Origin of the sequence: Corallococcus praedator, from assembly GCF_003612125.1 — a bacterium.
GTDB classification, from domain to species: Bacteria; Myxococcota; Myxococcia; order Myxococcales; family Myxococcaceae; genus Corallococcus; species Corallococcus praedator.
Genome location: NZ_RAWI01000278.1, coordinates 1 through 12,479, shown reverse-complemented (window position 1 = coordinate 12,479; position 12,479 = coordinate 1). Strand labels below are relative to the sequence as shown.

The window sequence follows — 12,479 nt, the reverse complement described above, 5'->3', positions numbered from 1 at the left end:
ACCTTGAAGTCGGGGGGGGCCCGTTGCTGGCGCCAGCAGTGGATGGGAGGTCGGAATGGTGCTCGGACCGTTCGAGGGTTCGGCAGGGGCGGGTGCGGTGGATGAAGGCGCGGAGTGGCAGCTGGCGGAGCGATGCCTGGCGGCCACCCCGGAAGACGGTGCCCGGGGGATGTTCTTCCTGGGAGTCGTGGGGGTGGTGGGTTTTCTCCAGGGCGAAGCGGCGGGCGCGCAGTGCCTGGAGGCGTCCGGCCTGCGGTCGCTGAACGCCGCGGAGCTGTACCCGGTGACGCGCTTCCTGGCGATGACGTCCCAGGCGACGCGGCTCCTGCGCCCGCAGCTGGGCAACTGGGCGCAGTCGCTGCACTACATCGGGACGCAGGCCACGGTGGACTTCCTGGCCTCCATGTTCGGCCGGGAGCTGATGCAGGCGGCGCGGCGTGATCCCCGCCTGCTGCTGCAGCACCTGGCGGACGGCTACCGGACGGCGGTGAGCTACGGCGAGCGCACCGTGCTGTGGACCGGGGACCGGAGCGCGCGCTTCGTGATGCGCCGGGACTTCATGCCCGCGCCCTACCACGAGGGCGTCCTCCTGGGCGCCATGGAGGCCGTGGGTGCCCAGGACGTGCGCGTGCATGGGCGCCAGCTGTCCCTGCTCGACACCGAATACGACGTTTCCTGGTAGTTCCAGCCCGCTCCGGGCAGGCAGGGGAGCAGGGCTTCGGGGTCGGGACGTTCACCAGCCAGCGCTCCGTGCTGAACGTCCCCCATTTCTCCCGGTGGTGTGACGGGGAGGGCCACTAGCATGCGTGCTGTAGGCCCACGGCCGGAAGCAGGGCGGTTTCCGGCCACATCCCGGGAGGAGTCGCGCGAATGGCTGCAGCACAAGGCTCCCGGCCGGCACGGCGGTGGGCCCCCGGGCGGAGCGCCCCGCGCCCCGTCCCCGGTCGTGTCCAGGCAGGCCGTGGAGTCACACCCCTCCGGGCGGCGGCGACGGCCGGGGCCCGGGCATGACGCCCTTCCGGCTGTTGCTGGTGGAGGACAGCGCCAACGACGCGGCGCTGGTGACGGAGGCGCTGGCGCTGGCGGACTACCGGCCCACGACCCGCCGGGTGCAGACGCTGGAGGCGCTGCGCGAGGCGCTGACCACCGACGCGTGGGACCTGGTGCTGTGCGACTACCGGCTGCCGCGCTTCACGGCGCTGGACGTGCTGGCGACGCTCCAGGAGCTGGGGCGGGACGTGCCGCTCATCGTCCTGTCCAGCCTCATCAGCGAGGAGCAGGCCATCACGCTGATGAAGGCGGGCGCGCGCGACTGCTTCTCCAAGGACCGGCTGGCCCGGTTGGGCCCGGCGGTGGCGCGCGAGCTGGAGGAGACGCGCGTGCGGCGGGAGCGGGCGCGCGCGGAAGTGGACCGCGAAATCCTGGCCCGGGCCAGCGAGCTGCTCACCGCGTCGCTGGAGCAGGAGGCGCGGTTGGATCAGCTGGTCCAGCTGCTGGTGCCGAAGGTGGCGGACTGGAGCGCCTTCTTCCTCCAGGACCCGGACCGGGCCGGCCTGCGGCTGGTGGCGCTGGCCCACCCGGACGCCGCCCGGCGCTCGCTGGCGATGCGGTTGAACGACCGCTTCCCGCTGGACCCCCAGGCCTCCGGAGGCCCCACGCACGTGCTGCGCACGGGCACGCCGGAGCTGGTGCCGGACGTGCGCCTGCGCCCCGAACCCCTCCACCGGGACGCGACGCCCCGGCGCGCGGTGGCGGAGCTGGGCCTGCGCTCGGTGGTGAACGTGCCCCTGCCCGGCCGCGAGGGCCCGCTGGGCGTGCTGTCGCTGGGCACGCTGGGCGAGCGCACCCTGGGCCCGGTGGACCTGGCGCTGGGCCAGGAGCTGGCGCGGCGCGCGGGGCTCGCGCTGGAGAACGCGCGGCTGTTCCAGGAGGCGCGCGAAGCGGTGCGCCTGCGCGACGAGTTCCTCACCGTGGCCGCGCACGAGCTGCGCACGCCGCTCACCACGCTGCGGTTGCAGCTGGGCTCGCTGCTGCAGCGCACGGAAGTGCACCACCTGGAGCCGGAGGTGGTGACGCGGCTGGAGCGCAGCGTGCGGCAGGTGCGGCGGCTGGGCACGCTGGTGGAGGGCCTGCTGGACGTGTCGCAGCTGTCCTCCGGCGAGCTGTCGCTCATGCCGGAGCGCTTCGACCTGGAGGAACTGGTGGCGGAGGTGCTGGAGCGCCACCAGGCGGAGGCCCGGGCCGCGGGATGTGAGCTGCGCCAGTCCCCCCGCCAGGGACTGTGGGGGACGTGGGACCGCCTGCGGGTGGACCAGGCCGTGGGCGCGTTGATCTCCAACGCGCTCAAGTTCGGTCCGGGCCGGCCGGTGGAGGTGGACGTGGGGCGTTCCGGCGCTTTCGCGCGCATCCAGGTGAGGGATCGTGGAATCGGCGTGCCCGGGGACCAGGTGGAGCGTATCTTCGAGCGCTTCGGACGGGCCGTCAGTTCGCACTCCTATGGGGGCCTGGGCCTGGGCCTGTATCTCACGCGCCGCGCGGCGGAAGCGCACGGTGGCAGGGCGTGGGCGGAACCCGGCCTGGGCGAGGGTGCCCGGTTCACGCTGGAATTGCCGCTGGAGAAGGAGACGCGCGAGTGAGCCGGCCGCTGTTGGTGGTGGATGACGACACGGACCTGCGCGAGGCGCTGGAGGAGGTCCTGCGCGACGCGGGCTACACCGTGCTGGGGGCGGGCAACGGCTTGCAGGCGCTGGAGGTGCTGCGCAAGGAACCGACGACGCCCGCGCTGGTGCTGCTGGACATGATGATGCCGGTGATGGACGGCGCGACCTTCGGCCGCCAGATGCGCCAGGTGGAAGCGTGGCGCGGCATCCCGGTGCTCGTCTTCTCCGCCTCCGCCAACGCCCGTCAGGTGGCCGAGGAGATGGGCGCCTGCGGCTACCTGCGCAAGCCCGTGGACGTGGCGACGCTGCTGGACGCGGTGGCGGCCAACAAGGCGCCCGACAGCCCCTGAGCTTCCGGTGTTTCGTGAGCGGTCGGGCACTCCCCGAGTGCGTTGACGCTGCGCGCAGGGGACTGGTAAGCGACTCCTTAACAGCATTCCCGCGAGGCCCATCCCATGAACACCCACATGCTCGCCCAACTCCTGGTCCAGCTCATCGTCATCATCGGCCTGTCGCGGCTGATAGGGCGGGGGGCGCGGTGGCTGGGACAGCCCCTGGTCATCGCGGAGGTGGTGGCGGGCATCGCCCTGGGCCCGTCGCTGCTGGGGCTGATTTCGCCGGGAGCGCTGCACTGGCTGTTTCCCGCGGACTCGATGCCGTTCCTGAAGATGCTGGCCGAGGTGGGGCTGGTGCTCTTCATGTTCCTCATCGGCCTGGAGCTGGACCCGAAGCTGCTCAAGGGGCGGGGGCATTCGTCGGTGGTCATCAGCCACTCGAGCATCATCGTCCCCTTCGGCCTGGGGGCGGTGGCGGGCGCGCTGTGGCTGTACAAGTCGCTGTCGGACCCGTCGGTGCCGTTCTCGTCGTTCGTGCTGTTCATGGGCGTGTCCATGAGCATCACGGCCTTCCCGGTGCTGGCGCGCATCCTCACCGAGCGCGGGCTGATGCAGTCGAAGCTGGGCGCCATCGCCATCGCGTGCGCGGCGGTGGACGACGTGACGGCGTGGTGCCTGCTGGCCTTCGTGGTGTCGCTGGTGCGCGCGTCCAGCCTGGCGCAGGCGGGGCTGACGACGCTGTTCGCGGTGCTCTACATCGGCTTCATGCTGATGCTGGTGCGGCCCTTCCTTGCCCGGCTGGGGGCGCGCGTGGCCAGCCGCGAGGGCCTGACGCAGAACGTGGTGGCGGGCACGCTGCTCCTGCTGCTCGCGTCCGCGTGGACCACGGAGCGCATTGGCATCCACGCGCTGTTCGGCGCGTTCCTCTTTGGCGCGGTGATTCCCAAGGAGGGGGGGCTGGCCACGGCGCTGGCGGAGAAGCTGGAGGACGTGACGGTGGTGCTGCTGCTGCCGGTGTTCTTCGCCTTCAGCGGCCTGCGCACGCAGATTGGCCTGCTGGACACCGCGCAGTCGTGGATGACGTGCGGGGTCATCATCCTGCTGGCGTGTCTGGGCAAGTTCGGCGGCAGCGCGGTGGCCGCCCGCGTCACGGGCCTGCGGTGGCGGGAGGCGGGGGCCATTGGCGTGCTGATGAACACGCGCGGGCTGATGGAGCTCATCGTGCTCAACCTGGGCCTGGACCTGGGCGTCATCTCCCCCACGCTCTTCACGATGATGGTCATCATGGCGCTGGTGACCACGTTCATGACGTCGCCGGTGCTCAAGTGGATGTATCCGCCGGAGGAGCAGGCGCGCGACCAGATGGAACAGCTGGCGCGGGAGCCAGCGGGCGCGGCGCAGACCCCGTCCGCGTACACGGTGCTCTTGTGCGTGTCGCACGGGCAGGCGGGGCCGGGCATGGCGGTGTTGTCGCGCGCGCTGTCGGGCGAGCGCAACGAGGCGAGCCTGTACGCGCTGCACCTGCTGTCGCCGGACCGGGCGCTCAAGGCGCGCGCGGAGGACGCCCTGGACGTGACGGGGGCCTCGGGCAGCGCGCTGACGCCGCTCATGGGGCGGGCGGAGAAGCTGGGGCTGCTGGTGCGCACGCTGTCGTTCGTGTCGTCGGAGCCCGCGCGGGACATCTGCCGCACGGCGGAGGCCAAGCGCGCGGACCTGGTGCTGCTGGGCTGGCACAAGCCGCTCTTCAGCCAGACGGTGCTGGGCGGCACGGTGCACGAGGTGATGCAGGAGTCCACCGGCACGGTGGCGGTGCTGGTGGACCGGGGCCTGTCGCAGGTGCGGCGCGTGCTGGTGCCCTTCGTGGGCAGCCGGCATGACCGGGCGGCGCTGGGCATCGCGCGGCGGCTGCTCAAGCAGGCCGGCGCGGAGGTGACGGTGCTGCACGTGACGTCGCCGGAAGGGGCGGGCACCGGCCGGGCGCAGGTGGATGAACTCTTCCCCGCGGACGAGGGCGCGGCGGTGAAGCTCAAGGTGGTGCGCCACGCGTCGCCGGAGGAGGCCGCGCTGGAGGAGGCGCGCGCGGGCTACGACCTGGTGGTGGTGGGCGTGGGCTCCGAGTGGGGCCTGGAGGACCGGCTGTTCGGCGTGCAGCGCGAGCGCATCGTGCGGGACGCGCCCGGGTCGCTGCTCCTCGTGCGCCACCCGGAGGGGGCCCCGGCACTGGCCCGAAGCCCGGCGCCCCAGGGGCAGCAGGGCGCGACGCCGGACGCCGCGCAGGTGGTCGGGGCGAGGAGCTAGGGCGCCATGCACCTGGGGGCCACGCTGCGCTTGTTGCGGGTCGACGCGGGACTGTCCCTGCGCGACCTGGCGCGGCGCATTGGCGTGTCGAGCGCGTACCTGAGCCGGGTGGAGCACGGCGTGGACGCGCCGCCTACGCAGGAGCGGCTGACGGCCATCGCGCGGGAGCTGGACGTGCCCCCGGCGCTGCTGATGGACGTGGCCAACCGGGTGAGCCCCTACGTCGCGGGCTACCTGGAGGACGTGCCCGCGGCGGGGACGCTGCTCCTGGACATCGCGCGGCGCAAGCTCACCGGCGCGCAGCTCGCGCGCGTGCGGGCCTTCCTGGACGCGGAGTTCCCCCTGCGTGAAGCGCGCGGCGACGAACCCGTGCCCGCCCTGGGCGCCCTGCTGTGCGCCGAGCGGGTGGTGGTGCAGCTGTCGTGCGAGGACTACGCGGACGCGCTCGACGTGGCGTCGGGGAGGCTGGCGTCGGCCCTTCCCGGCCTGGACGTGGCGGGGCTGGCGGAAGGGCTGCGCCAGCGCGAGGACGAGACCCCGTCCCAGGTGGGCAACGGCGTGGCGGTGCCGCACGCGTTCGTGCCGGGCGCGGCCCCGGTGGCGGCGCTGGTGACGCTGGCGCGGCCCCTGAAGACGGACGCCCCGGACGGACAGCCGCTGCGGCTGGTGGTGGCGCTGGTGGACGGGCACCTGGGCCGCGCGCGGCTGATGCGGCTGGCGCACGTGGCCCGGCTCGCGGGCCGGGGGCTGGCGCACCGGCTCCAGGGCGCCGAGGACTCCCGGCAGGTGCTGGAGACGCTGGCGGAGCTGGAAGCGCTGCGCTGAAGGGCCCGCTTCAGCCCCCCTGCGGCGGCACCCAGTGCTCCCACGCGCCCAGGTCGCGGTAGCCCAGGTGCCGGTAGACGCGCAGGCCCGCCGGGGTGGACTGGAGCACCGTGGCGGTGCACCCGCGCGCCCGGGCCCCGGCGATGAGCCCCCGCATCACCGCCGTGGCGAGCCCCATCCCCCGGCCCTCCGGGTGGGTGGCCACCAGGTACACGCCCGCGGTGTCCGCCACGTTCACGGACAGGCCACAGGACAGGGGGCGGCCGGCCTCCTTCGCCACCACCGTGTGCACGGAGGAGGGGGGCGGGTTCCGCCAGGTGGACAGGATGTCCCGCCACTCGGCGCCGTAGGCGCTCACGTTGAGCTCCACCAGGTCCGTCATGTCCTCCACGGACTCCACCGGCACCCCGGGCGCCGCGTCGGGCAGGTCCTTCAGCCAGGCGCCCATGGCGGGCACGGTGAAGTCGAACCGGTAGCCGTGGGCGGCCAGCACGTGCTTCACGTCCTGCTGTCCGGGCGTCAGCGTGATGCGCCAGCGCGGCAGGCCCAGGCCCCGGTAGAAGTCCCGGACGGCGGGCAGCGCCAGGGCCAGCGCGTCCGCCTGGGTGAAGAGGACCTGCTGGAAGTGGGCGTCCTGGTACGCGGGCAGGGCGAACGCGTCCACGCCGGGAAGGCGCAGGTGGCGCAGCGTGCCGCGTTCGGCCTGGAGGCCCTTGAAGGCGATGAGGTTGGTGTGCAGTCGCGAGGTGAGTTCGGCATCCGTCATGCGGGCCGGCAGCCTAGACACGGGGGCGACCGCCAAAGAACAGCCGAGGAGGAAAGGACGCGCGCACCGTGCGCCCGGGGATTAGGTTTCACCCCTCGCCCGCCATGAGCCAGCGCTTCTACTCCTTCGATCCCCGCCCCACCCGCATCGCCCTCTTCCTGGGGGCGTGCCTGCTGGCCGTCCTCACCGCCTGGGCCCTGGCGGACTTCCGCGCCGGAGGGGGGCTGCTCGCCATGGCGCGGGCCGGCATCAGCGCCGGCCTGATGCTCGCCTTCCTGGTCTCCGTCCACCGCCTGCGCCCCCGCGAAGGCTGGGGCGTCACCCTGGACAACGCGGGCGTGCGGGTGGCCCGGCCCTTCAGCGGCAAGCCCCTGGAGCTGCACTGGGGACAGATTGATTCCGTGCGCCGGGTCGGCCGCAAAGGGAGCGTGCTGGGCCTGTTCCTGAAGGAGGAGGGAAGGGTGCTCGTGACGCGGCATCTCTTCGCCCGCAAGGCTGTTTATGAAGAGTTGCTCGCGGCGCTGGAGGACCGCCTCCCGCCCTCGCGTTTCGACGCCTGATTCATGAATCTTTCCGCAGCCTTGCGCGGGCTCCCGAACCTTGTCCGGGATGCCCGGTGGTGGTAGGCACAGCAGGCACAGCCCTGTCGCAACGGCAGCCTTTCCCAAGGACACGCTTCACATGGAAAAGACCCCCGCTACCGGCGCCGCGCTGGCCGCGCCGCCCGCCGAGTATGGGACGGACAGCATCACCAAGCTCGAAGGCCTTGAGGCCGTCCGCAAGCGCCCCGGCATGTACATCGGCGACACAATGACCTACGGGCTGCACAAGCTCGTCTACGAGGTCGTCGACAACTCCGTCGACGAGGCCCTGGCCGGCTTCTGCTCGGACATCGAGGTCGTCATCCACGTGGACGGCTCGCTCAGCGTCCAGGACAACGGCCGCGGCATCCCGGTGGGCCCGCACCCGGATCCCAAGTTCAAGCACAAGGACACGCTGGAGGTCGTGCTCACGGAGCTGCACGCCGGCAGCAAGTTCGGCAACGGCGCGTACAAGGTCTCCGGCGGCCTTCACGGCGTGGGCGTCACGTGCGTGAACTTCCTCTCCGAGTGGTTCAAGGTCCGCATCCAGCGCAACGGCAAGGTCTTCGAGCAGGGCTATGCGCGCGGTGTGCCCAACAGTCCTCCGACGGAGGTGGGCACCACCGACAAGCGCGGCACGATGATCCACTTCAAGCCGGATCCCACGATCATGGAGACGGCGGACTTCAACTTCGAGACGCTCAGCCAGCGGCTGCGCGAGCTGGCGTTCCTCAACGCCGGCCTGCACATCACCATCCGCGACGAGCGCACGCAGAAGGAGCACGACTTCAAGTTCGACGGCGGCATCGCGTCCTTCGTGGAGTACCTCAACAAGGCGAAGACCGTGCTGCACGACAAGCCCGTCTACATCAAGTCGGAGCGCGAGGGCGTGTCGCTGGAGATCGCCATGCAGTGGAACGATGGCTACGACGAGCGCATCTTCACCTTCGCCAACAACATCAACACCCACGAGGGTGGCAGCCACCTGTCCGGCTTCAAGTCCGCGCTCACGCGCACGCTCAACAGCTACGCGGAGAAGGGCGGGCAGTGGAAGGACCTGAAGGAGACGCCCACCGGCGAGGACGCCCGTGAGGGCCTGTCCGCGGTCATCTCCGTGAAGCTGTCCAACCCCCAGTTCGAGGGGCAGACGAAGACGAAGCTGGGCAACAGCGAGGTGAAGGGCCTGGTCGAGCAGATGGTGAACGACCAGCTCGCCTCCTTCCTGGAGGAGAACCCGCCGCTCGCGAAGAAGGTCGTGGCGAAGATTGGCGACGCCTGCCGCGCGCGCATCGCGGCCCGCAAGGCCCGTGAGACGGTGCGCCGCAAGGGCGTGCTGGATGGCGGCGGTCTGCCCGGCAAGCTCGCGGACTGCCAGAGCCGCGACCCCAACGAGAGCGAGCTGTACATCGTCGAGGGTGACTCCGCAGGCGGCTCCGCGAAGCAGGGCCGGGACCGGCGCAACCAGGCCATCCTCCCCCTGCGCGGCAAGATTTTGAACGTGGAGAAGGCGCGCTTCGAGAAGATGCTGACCAGCGCCGAGATCGTCACGCTCATCACCGCGCTGGGCACGGGCATCGGGGCGGAGGACTACGACCCGGAGAAGGCGCGCTACCACCGCATCATCCTGATGACGGACGCAGACGTGGACGGCAGCCACATCCGCACGCTCCTGCTCACGTTCTTCTACCGGCAGATGCGCGAACTCATCGACCGGGGCTACGTCTACATCGCGCAGCCGCCGCTCTACAAAGTCACGCGCAACAAGAAGGACATCTACGTCAAGGACGAGCGCGCGCTCAACGAGTACCTCCTGAAGATCGCCGCGGAGCACACGCGGGTGAAGACGCCCAACGGTGAGCTGGGCGGCAGCGAGTTCAAGGCGCTCCTGGAGAAGGTCATCACCTACGAGGAGCGCCTGGAGAAGCAGGCCAAGCGCCGCGACGCGCGCATCGTGGACGCGGTGGTGCAGGCGACGAAGCTGAGCGCGGAGCTGCTCACGGACGAGGCCGCGGTGCTGGCCGAGTACGCCGCGATGCGCGACTACTGCGAGCGGCGCATGCCGGACGTGGTGGGCCGCATGCTCAAGGACGTGCAGCAGGATCCGGAGCACCAGGCCAAGAAGCTGATCATCTCCACGGACGTGAACGGTTCCATGAAGGAGTCCGTCTTCGACCACGCGTACCTGTCGTCGCCGGAGTACCTGGAGCTGGTCAGCCTGCGCGAGGCGTTCAACGCCCTGGGCAAGGCGCCCTACCGCGTGCAGGTGGACGCGGGCGAGGTGACGGCGTTCTCCGTGCAGGAGGTGCTGGCCGCGGTCCGCAAGGACGCGCAGAAGGGCCTGGGCCTGCAGCGCTACAAGGGTCTGGGGGAGATGAACCCGGAGCAGCTCTGGGACACCACCATGAACCCCCTCACGCGCACGCTGCTCCAGGTGCGGGTGGAGGACGCGGTGGAGAGCGACGACATCTTCTCGCTGCTGATGGGCGAGGCGGTGGAGCCCCGCCGCGAGTTCATCGAGCGCAACGCGCTGGACGTGCAGAACCTGGACATCTGAGCGCCGCCTGAAGTCTCCATGTCTTACGCGCCGGGCCCCGGGGGAAAAGACCCGTGGGCCCGGTGCCGTTTCCCGGCTCCGCGCCCACGTGCCCTTCCCATCCTTGTCGAGCCGGACCGCGGGAGACTGCGAGCGGCCCCCACGAGCCCTTACGGAAGGAACCTGGAGACCAGGGACCAGCGCGACGACGTGCCCGCGCGCATGTTGAGGATGGCGGTGATGGCGATGACGCCCGCCATGGTGGCGATGTTCACGATGCCCCCGACGTCCAGGGCCTTCATCGTCTTCGCGGCGGACTCGGGCGTGCCGGCGGTGGGCTTCAGGCCCGTCTCCGCGGGGACGGCGCCCTCGGGCGCCTGCTTCGCCAGGAAGGCCCCGCCCACGATGTTGGCCGCGCCCAGCGCCACGGTGGCGCCCAGCAGCACGTCCTTGGCGATGACCAGCCCGCGCGTCGTGTCGTCAATCTCCCGGCCCGTCAGCCGGGAGCGACCGACGAGCCAGGTGACGGCCGCCAGTCCCACCGACACCGCGTTGACGACGTTGAAGCCATTCCACGCGGCGTTGGCGACCTGGCCGCGCTCCGCGCGCGACTCGATGACGGCCACGGCCGGGTTGAGGGCAATCTTCCCGAACAGCGAGCCACCGAACCCGACGGCGAGCCCCAGGTTGTGAAGCACCAGACCAGTCGACGACAGCACAGGCATCATGAGCGGACCCCAGCGGTGAGGAAGTGGATGTCCGTGAGGGTAGGCACTGCGATCGCGGCGGGAGCCGTACGCCCAGGGCATCCCGCCGGTGCCTTTGAAGCCTGCCTGCCGGGCGGGCCCTGAAGCGGGGGCCCGTCTGTCCGGCTGCCTTGCTGTGGCGACTACCGTTCGGAGCGGCTGGCGCCCTTCAGGGCCTCCGCGCGCTCCTTGCGGGACATGTTCGTCACGTCGACGATGTCGAAGTCGAGCGCGCCCCTGTTGTCGCTCAGGTTCGTGTCGGGGAAGACGCAGCGCAGGTCCTGCACGCCGGACACCTGGTAGCGCTTGCCCGCTTCGAACAGGCGGTGCGAGCGGCGCACGTCCTCCGGGGCGCGGCCCTTCTCCACGCACAGCACCGTCTTCACGCGGCCCTGGGCGCCGGCGCGCACCTCGGCGAAGTCGTCGCGCACGGTGATGAGGTAGGTGGACTTGGGGTCCATGCCGCGCAGCAACATCTGGTGCCGCTGCTTCACCTGGATGGCGTTCTTCTGGGGATCGAACAGCACCGAGCGCGGCGGGACGTACACGGACTGGCGCAGGTGCACGCGGATGGAGCCGCGGTTGTCCTCCGGCCCGGTGTCGTCCAGCGCGAAGAAGTGCAGCTTCTTCGCGCCCTTGATGGTGCGGGGCGCGGAGCTGACCAGGCCCATGGCGTTGTCGGCGGGCAGGTCCCCTTCCGCGTAGTAGACGAGCGTGCCGGATGCGGTGCCATCCCCGTTCTCGAACGCCGCGCTGCCCTCGGTCCACACGGAGTAGCCGGTGCCCGGGGCCACGTCGATGGTGGCCGGCGTGTACTCCAGCACCGGCAGGGCGTTGTACATGGGCCGCAGCACCAGCAGGCGCGTGGGGTAGTCCACCACGCGCATCTCGCGGTCCACGCCCTCCAGGGGCGGCTCGGCCGGGGGGCCCGGCGTGGCGGCGGCGACGGTGCCGCCATCGTCCATCAGGGTCCCCGCGTCCCCGTCGAGCGCCGCGATGGCCGCTCCGGCATCCTCGCTGGTGCCCGCGTCCGCGGTGCTGCCCGCGTCAGCGCCAGGGGCGGCGGCGACGGAGCCCACGTCGGAGGAAGGGAAGCCCGCGTCGATGCCGGTGGTGGGAATCTGCGACACCATCTGGGTGGTGCCGGGCGCCAACTCCAGCTCCGCCTTGAGGTGGGTCTCCGCCTGGTTGGGGGAGAAGCGCCGCGTCCACGCGCGGTAGCCCGGCTTGGTGAGGACGATGGTGTGCGGCGTGCGCACGTCCATGCCCAGGACGCGGTTGGGCGTGGTGCCGGAGTTGATGCCATTGACGACGATGGTGGCCCCCTCCGGCTTGGAGGTGATCCACAGGATGGCGGCCGGGCCCGAGTCGTCGACGGCGACCTCCGGCGGCGACAGCAGGTGCACCAGCAACCCGATGAAGAGCACCACGGCGGTGACCACGAACACGCCCAGGCTCAGCGCGCGCACCTGCTTCACGCGCTTGCGTTCGCGCTCGGCGTTCTCGGCGGCCAGCTTCTCGCGGGCCTCGTCCACGGAGGTGCGCACGCGGATGGCGGGCTTGTCCTCCTCCACCTCCGGCTCCGCCGCGACGGGCGTCTCCACCGGCGTGTCGCGGGGCGCGGCGTAGGTGGGGAGCACCGGCATCGCCGTGGGCTCCAGGCCGGAGTCGGTGTCGGGCTCCGGGGGCAGCTCGGGCGGCAGGGGGCGGCGGCCGGTTCCGGTGACCTCCCGGG

General features: G+C 71.4%; 10 protein-coding genes. 7 read left to right on the top strand and 3 right to left on the bottom strand.

Annotated features, from left to right (window positions below; translation table 11 throughout):
- Window positions 1-55 precede the first annotated feature (55 nt).
- From D7Y13_RS28700 to D7Y13_RS28680, 5 genes are all read left to right on the top strand, one after another.
- Window positions 56-682: a TIGR02265 family protein gene (locus tag D7Y13_RS28700; protein ID WP_120535799.1), complete on the top strand. Its 627-nt coding sequence runs from the start codon at window positions 56-58 to the stop codon at window positions 680-682.
- 325 nt (window positions 683-1,007) lie between these two features.
- Entirely contained in the window at window positions 1,008-2,636 is a 1,629-nt protein-coding gene (locus D7Y13_RS28695) for a sensor histidine kinase (RefSeq protein ID WP_120584850.1), read from the top strand.
- Complete coding sequence (locus tag D7Y13_RS28690) at window positions 2,633-3,010, top strand: response regulator (RefSeq protein ID WP_120535797.1); 378 nt, start codon at window positions 2,633-2,635, stop codon at window positions 3,008-3,010. The genes D7Y13_RS28695 and D7Y13_RS28690 overlap by 4 nt, the downstream gene beginning before the upstream one ends.
- Window positions 3,011-3,115: 105 nt before the next feature.
- On the top strand, window positions 3,116-5,293 hold the full coding sequence (locus D7Y13_RS28685) for a cation:proton antiporter domain-containing protein (RefSeq protein ID WP_120535796.1): 2,178 nt from the start codon (window positions 3,116-3,118) through the stop codon (window positions 5,291-5,293).
- A 6-nt stretch (window positions 5,294-5,299) separates the two neighbouring features.
- A complete protein-coding gene (locus D7Y13_RS28680) occupies window positions 5,300-6,118 on the top strand; it encodes a helix-turn-helix domain-containing protein (RefSeq protein WP_120535795.1) in 819 nt (272 codons plus the stop codon).
- A 10-nt stretch (window positions 6,119-6,128) separates the two neighbouring features.
- On the opposite strand, the gene D7Y13_RS28675 is transcribed toward D7Y13_RS28680, so the two are convergent.
- The gene (locus D7Y13_RS28675) at window positions 6,129-6,884 is read right to left on the bottom strand and encodes a GNAT family N-acetyltransferase (RefSeq protein ID WP_120535794.1); all 756 of its coding nucleotides are present in this window, start codon (window positions 6,882-6,884) and stop codon (window positions 6,129-6,131) included.
- A 104-nt stretch (window positions 6,885-6,988) separates the two neighbouring features.
- On the opposite strand from D7Y13_RS28675, the gene D7Y13_RS28670 reads away from it, so the two are divergent.
- Window positions 6,989-7,444, top strand: a complete 456-nt coding sequence (locus tag D7Y13_RS28670; protein ID WP_120535793.1) for a hypothetical protein — start codon at window positions 6,989-6,991, stop codon at window positions 7,442-7,444.
- 121 nt (window positions 7,445-7,565) lie between these two features.
- Window positions 7,566-10,019, top strand: a complete 2,454-nt coding sequence (gyrB, locus tag D7Y13_RS28665; RefSeq protein WP_120535792.1) for a DNA topoisomerase (ATP-hydrolyzing) subunit B — start codon at window positions 7,566-7,568, stop codon at window positions 10,017-10,019.
- 149 nt (window positions 10,020-10,168) lie between these two features.
- Here gyrB and D7Y13_RS28660 read toward each other — a convergent pair whose 3' ends face one another.
- Window positions 10,169-10,726 carry a hypothetical protein gene (locus tag D7Y13_RS28660; RefSeq protein WP_120535791.1) on the bottom strand — a complete coding sequence of 186 codons (558 nt, stop codon included), beginning with the start codon at window positions 10,724-10,726 and terminating at the stop codon, window positions 10,169-10,171.
- Between the two features lie 161 nt (window positions 10,727-10,887).
- Window positions 10,888-12,479, bottom strand: a 1,592-nt coding sequence (locus tag D7Y13_RS48790) for a PEGA domain-containing protein (protein WP_120630833.1), incomplete at its 5' end; no start/stop codon positions are given.

Excerpts from the sequence above, each read along its gene's own strand:
- D7Y13_RS28700 (WP_120535799.1), top strand. The coding sequence starts at position 56 with ATGGTGCTCGGACCGTTCGAGGGTTCGGCAGGGGCGGGTGCGGTGGAT.
- D7Y13_RS28695 (WP_120584850.1), top strand. The coding sequence starts at position 1,008 with ATGACGCCCTTCCGGCTGTTGCTGGTGGAGGACAGCGCCAACGACGCG.
- D7Y13_RS28685 (WP_120535796.1), top strand. The coding sequence starts at position 3,116 with ATGAACACCCACATGCTCGCCCAACTCCTGGTCCAGCTCATCGTCATC.
- D7Y13_RS28680 (WP_120535795.1), top strand. The coding sequence starts at position 5,300 with ATGCACCTGGGGGCCACGCTGCGCTTGTTGCGGGTCGACGCGGGACTG.
- D7Y13_RS28675 (WP_120535794.1), bottom strand. The coding sequence starts at position 6,884 with ATGACGGATGCCGAACTCACCTCGCGACTGCACACCAACCTCATCGCC.
- D7Y13_RS28670 (WP_120535793.1), top strand. The coding sequence starts at position 6,989 with ATGAGCCAGCGCTTCTACTCCTTCGATCCCCGCCCCACCCGCATCGCC.
- gyrB (WP_120535792.1), top strand. The coding sequence starts at position 7,566 with ATGGAAAAGACCCCCGCTACCGGCGCCGCGCTGGCCGCGCCGCCCGCC.
- D7Y13_RS28660 (WP_120535791.1), bottom strand. The coding sequence starts at position 10,726 with ATGATGCCTGTGCTGTCGTCGACTGGTCTGGTGCTTCACAACCTGGGG.